The organism is Streptomyces sp. NPDC051051, from assembly GCF_040682975.1.
GTDB lineage: Bacteria > Actinomycetota > Actinomycetes > Streptomycetales > Streptomycetaceae > Streptomyces.
The window spans coordinates 1-3,264 of the sequence record NZ_JBFBCB010000127.1; the positions used below are offsets into that span (position 1 = coordinate 1).

The window sequence follows — 3,264 nt, forward strand, 5'->3', positions numbered from 1 at the left end:
TCGCCGATCTCGCCCATGCGGCCCACGGGGTGCAGTTCGGCAAGTGCCGTGTGGTGTTCCTGGGGGTGCATCGGGGTCTTGATCGTGCCGAGGGCCACTGAGGGGGCATCCTCGGCGCTCCCGGTTTCACCGACCCGGTCAAGTTCGCCGACGGCAACCCGTACGGCACGTCGCACGTGGACGGGCAGGGCACGAACCCGGTGGACGACACCACCCGCGCCGCGGCCCGGCACCAGGCGGAACGCGTCGTGAAGATCGCCGGGAAGCTCAAGGCCGCCGTGTAGCGGGACAGGTCCTGTCCGACCCGCTTCGGTGCCCGGCGAAAGTGCTGGACGACCGGTTTCCTTCCGAACTAGTCGAATGGTCGTATACTGAAGCCATGGGACGGACGAGCGATGCCAAGGGCAAGATCCTCGATGCCGCGCGGTCTCTCATCGAACTGCGGGGCTACTCGGCCCTCGGTGTGGCCGAGATCTGCAAGACGGCCGCAGTGCCCAAGGGCAGCTTCTACTACTTCTTCGAGTCCAAGGAAGCCCTGGCGCTGGCCGTGCTCGACGAGCAGTGGGCCGCCCAGCGGCGCGACTGGGAGCGCGTGCTGCGCAGCGACCGGGAGCCCCTGGAGCGGCTCCGGCGGCTGTTCGAGGAGACCGAGGCCGCTCAGCGCGCCGGACAGGCCTCGTGCGGAACCGTCTCCGGGTGCATGTTCGGCAACCTCACGCTGGAACTGAGCAACCAGACGGAGGCCATCCGCAGCCGTCTGCAGGAGATCTTCGACGCCCAGGTCGACATGGTCGAAGAGGTGATCTCGGCCGCCCTGGAGCGCGGTGACGTGACGGTCACCGACACCCGCGAGGCCGCCCGTTCCGTCGTGGCCCAGCTCGAGGGACAGGTGCTGTTCGCCAAGCTCTACAACAACACCGCCCAGCTCGATGCCCTCTGGCGCAACTGCCTCGCCCTCCTGGGAGCGCGCGCCCCGGAACCGGGTGCGGCCGTGGTCTGACCGGGGTCGCCCGGCGTCGGCTGTGAACTCCGGACCGAGCGGGATGCGTGCCGACGCGGATTCATGACACTCACCCCTCGGCCTTCTCGAAGGCCGAGGGGTGAGCCGTCCGGATGACCGGTTCACCTGCCGTTGAGCAAGTGCTCGAACGGCTCCGGGTCGGCGTAGGGACGGGGGAGGACCGGTGTCTCCCGCCGCTTCATCTCGTGGGCCAGTTCCCTGGCGTCCCGGGTGATGCGTCCGACGAGGGACCCTTGGCCGTGGTCTGCGCCCCGGTCCTCAGGCGCGGCGAACACCGCGGTGGGCATGACCACGGCGTGCAGGCAGGCGAACATCGGTCGCAGTGCATGGTCCAGGACGAGTGAGTGCCGTCCGGTGCCGCCGGTGGCGGCGATCAGCACCGGTTTGGCCTCCAGCGCCGTGTCTCCGAGACAGTCGAAGAACATCTTGAACATGCCGTTCGAACTCCCCGGCGACCAGAACCAGCTGATCTCAGCCGTCGCGGCCGCCAACCCCCGAACGATCGTCGTCCTCAACACCGACGGCCCCGTCACCACCCCCTGGCTCGACGACGTGGAAGCCGTGATCCAGGCATGGTACGGAGGCCGCGGCATGGGCACCGCCCTCGCCGCCGTCCTCTTCGGCGACAGCGACCCCTCCGGCCGCCTCCCCGTCACCTTCCCCGCCGACGCGACCCAGGGACCGGGCACCACTCCCGCGACCTACCCCGGCACGAACGCCACCGTCTCCCACGACGAGGGCATCGCCGTCGGCTACCGCTACTACGACGCCGAGGGGCAGCAGCCCCGCTTCCCCTTCGGCCACGGCCTGTCGTACACCACCTTCGCCCACGGCTCCCTCGAAGCCGCCTGGGACCGGACGGCCAAGCACGTCACCCTCGGCGTCACGGTCACCAACACGGGCCGACGCCAGGGCACCGACGTCGTCCAGGTCTACGCCACCCTGCCGGCAGCCGCGGAGGCCGAACCCCGCCGCCTGGTCGCCTTCCAGAAGGTCACCCTCCCCGCCGCGGGGTCCAAGCGGCTCACCCTCACCGTCCCCGCGCAGGACCTCACCGTGTGGAAGGCGGGCGCCTGGACGCTCGTACCCGGTTCCTACACCTTCGCGACCGCGCGTTCGTCCCGCGGTCTGACGGCACGGCGGACCCTGACCATCGGCTGACCTCGGCTCGATCCCCGCGCTTGTGCCTCCGACCGCCCGGGGGTGTGGGCGCGGCAGTCCCGCACCCCTCGGCTCACGCCGGTGGTGAGCCCCGCCCTCTCTTCCGGAGTCCGTCCGTGCCCATCACCAAGCGCCTGTCCCGTTCAGCCCTCGCACTCGGCTGCGCCTCCGCACTGCTGGCCGGTCGTTCCCTCCTGGACGCGTCCGACGGACGGGACACGGAGATCACCGTCATGGCCGACGTCACCGACGGATTCTCCGTGAACGGCGTCGGCGGGGCCTTCCACGTCGCGACGCTCACGTGACGCCCCGAGAGTCGTGTGTTCACCCCCTGAACCGTCTCTGAGATGCCCCTCGTGAACCCTGACGCATCGTCAGTCAAGTCGGCACCTGATCAGCATCACTCCCCGGACATTCCGAGACGGCTGTCCGAACAGACGCCTGGTCGGCGGCGTCATGGCGGCTTCGTTCGCGCGGGAACGCAGGCAAGGAGCCTCCTCCTCGGAGTGGAGCGGTGTTCCTCACAACCTTCGAGTCGAGCGCGTGCCAGTTGTACGGTGAAGACCGCCCTTGACCTGCACAAAGCAGGCAGGGAGCCGTCTTCCGGGAGTGGAAGATGCCGCGCACCATGTTCAAGTCCAACAGAAGTAGCAAAAGCGCCTCGACCGCCGATGCGCCGCGCCCCTCGGGCGCCCGTTGGGGATCGACCGGAACAGCAGCACGTTCGTGTCCGATTCCGTAGCCAATCCCCGGGAACGACCCAGCAGGGCCGACATCTGGGCGGAGAAGGTGCCGACCCGACGGGCTGGACGTGGGCGCGGACCCGGCCGATGCCGCCCAGGGGACAGGGGACAGGGGACAGGGGACGGCGTCGAGGCTCTCCTGTCCTCGTGGGGGAAGTGTCGCTCTGACCGGTGCAGCGCAGCGTTCAGTACTGCTCGGTCTCGACGAAGCCGGCGTCCGCGTCGTCGTCCGCGCCGAAGGCGTCGGCGGCGGTCGGGTCGAATCCGGGCGGGCTGTCCTTGAGGGCCAGGCCCATGCCGGCCAGCTTCGCCTTGACCTCGTCGATCGACTTCGCACCG

The 3,264-nt window shown here is 69.5% G+C and carries 3 protein-coding genes and 3 pseudogenes; 4 read left to right on the forward strand and 2 right to left on the reverse strand.

The features are described 5' to 3' along the window. Positions 1–95: 95 nt before the first annotated feature. Together AB0N31_RS36330 and AB0N31_RS36335 are read left to right on the forward strand one after the other, a co-directional pair. A pseudogene (locus AB0N31_RS36330) lies at positions 96–284 on the forward strand (NAD(P)H dehydrogenase); the annotation flags it as partial. Between the two features lie 95 nt (positions 285–379). Next, a complete protein-coding gene (locus AB0N31_RS36335; RefSeq protein WP_366062812.1) occupies positions 380–1,000 on the forward strand; it encodes a TetR family transcriptional regulator in 621 nt (206 codons plus the stop codon). Positions 1,001–1,122: 122 nt separating this feature from the next. Here the strand turns inward: AB0N31_RS36335 and AB0N31_RS36340 are convergent. Next, a pseudogene (locus tag AB0N31_RS36340) lies at positions 1,123–1,467 on the reverse strand (NAD(P)H-dependent oxidoreductase); the annotation flags it as partial. Between AB0N31_RS36340 and AB0N31_RS36345 the strand changes: the two are divergent. Together AB0N31_RS36345 and AB0N31_RS36350 are read left to right on the forward strand one after the other, a co-directional pair. Then, complete coding sequence (locus AB0N31_RS36345; protein ID WP_366062813.1) at positions 1,454–2,182, forward strand: glycoside hydrolase family 3 C-terminal domain-containing protein; 729 nt, start codon at positions 1,454–1,456, stop codon at positions 2,180–2,182. The pseudogene AB0N31_RS36340 and the gene AB0N31_RS36345 sit on opposite strands and share 14 nt — an antisense overlap. A 116-nt stretch (positions 2,183–2,298) precedes the next feature. Further along, the gene (locus AB0N31_RS36350; protein WP_366062814.1) at positions 2,299–2,487 is read left to right on the forward strand and encodes a hypothetical protein; all 189 of its coding nucleotides are present in this window, start codon (positions 2,299–2,301) and stop codon (positions 2,485–2,487) included. 623 nt (positions 2,488–3,110) lie between these two features. Here AB0N31_RS36350 and AB0N31_RS36355 read toward each other — a convergent pair. Next, positions 3,111–3,264, reverse strand: a pseudogene (locus AB0N31_RS36355) (DNA-directed RNA polymerase subunit alpha); the annotation flags it as partial.

Bases quoted from the DNA above. Each gene is read 5' to 3' on its own strand.
- AB0N31_RS36345 (WP_366062813.1), top strand. From the start codon at position 1,454: ATGCCGTTCGAACTCCCCGGCGACCAGAACCAGCTGATCTCAGCCGTC.
- AB0N31_RS36335 (WP_366062812.1), top strand. From the start codon at position 380: ATGGGACGGACGAGCGATGCCAAGGGCAAGATCCTCGATGCCGCGCGG.